The following is a 1,297-nucleotide window of genomic DNA, read 5'->3' on the forward strand; positions in this document are numbered from 1 at the left end:
CGCTGCAAAGCTCAATCGTTTTCAGGCCACTTCAGGCCCCAGTCCTTGATGACATCCTTCACGCGCCGATCGCCATCGGGCACCAGCTTGTAGAGGTCGGCCTTGCCCCAACGCAAGGCATCCAGGCACAGCAGCATGTCGTCGCTGATGTCCACGTCGATGCTGCGCAGGTTGAACGGGTCGAAGGGAAAAGCCTGACCGTTGTAGGTGCTGGCCAGAAACAGCACGACGGTTCGGATCTGGCCGCTGTTCTGGTGCTCGGCCAGGTCGAGCAGCCGGGCGAAGGCCTGGGAGGCCGGCCCTTGCGCGGCAGAAGCGCGTTGCCGGTAGCTGTCGAATTGCTCTTCGAGAGACATGAGAAAAGATCCGGTTAGTTTGGTTACTTCGGTTATTCCGCTTTGGCAATGACCCGGATCATTGTCGATTCACTCGCTGGCATCAATGGGCCTGGCGACGAACACCTCCACCGGCGCCAGGCGCAGCAGATGCTGGGCTTCTGCGACGGTGCCGGCCAGCCATTGGTCGACATCCCCCGCTTCGATGGGGATCACGCTGCGCTTGTCCTGGGCGTCAGGGGCGAACTTGGGATCGGGCTTGTGCATGCGGCGCATCAGCGCGTGGTGGTCGGCGTTGAGCGTGAGCATCGTGTAGCTCTCGTGCACCTCACCGGTGTCTTTGTCGGTCCAGGCGTTCCACAGGCCCGCCAGGCCCCACGGCGCCCCATCGGCGCGGCCGAACTGCCACCAGATGTTCTTGCCCGTTTCCCAGTTGGGTTCGTCAAAGGACGCGGCCGGAATGATGCAGCGCTGGCCGCGTTTCCACGGATCTCTACAGCTGGCTTTTTCGGCCAGCTCTTCGCTGCCTGCGTTGTTGGTCAGGAACTTGAGCTTGGGTTCTTTGGCGAACCAGGGGATCAGCGCCCACAGACCGGTAACGAGCTCGCGCTCGTAGCCTGTCGAATGCCGGGCGCGCCGGATGAAAGGGCCTGGGGATCGAGGAAACACCTCGCGCGGAAACAGCGGCGCCTGGTTCGTCGGGCCGGTGCGCTTCCCCAGCTTGACGTAGAGCTCGACGGCCCGTACGCGATCTGCGTATGAATACATGAACTACCTCCAAAGGTAGTCCAAGAAATCCGCTGCACCCCCGGTGGGTCAAAGTTCAACCGGCGCCGACACGCATCGCGTTGCCATGTCATCAACTCGCGCTGCGATGCGCAATGTTCAGATGGTATGGGCGCCTCCCTCCTACCGCACTGCTTGCACTGCGCCGCGGGAAGTGCCAGATTGACGATCCCACC

General features: G+C 62.3%; 2 protein-coding genes. Both read right to left on the reverse strand.

Features of this window, described 5'->3' with window-relative positions:
* Positions 1 to 11: 11 nt before the first annotated feature.
* Positions 12 to 356, reverse strand: coding sequence for a hypothetical protein (locus tag QN413_RS26985; RefSeq protein ID WP_323499632.1), 345 nt, complete (start codon positions 354 to 356; stop codon positions 12 to 14).
* A gap of 69 nt (positions 357 to 425) precedes the next feature.
* Positions 426 to 1,103, reverse strand: coding sequence for an SOS response-associated peptidase (locus tag QN413_RS26990; RefSeq protein ID WP_323499633.1), 678 nt, complete (start codon positions 1,101 to 1,103; stop codon positions 426 to 428).
* Positions 1,104 to 1,297 lie beyond the last annotated feature (194 nt).

This window comes from Variovorax sp. LG9.2 (genome assembly GCF_035018885.1).
Taxonomy (GTDB): Bacteria; Pseudomonadota; Gammaproteobacteria; order Burkholderiales; family Burkholderiaceae_C; genus Variovorax.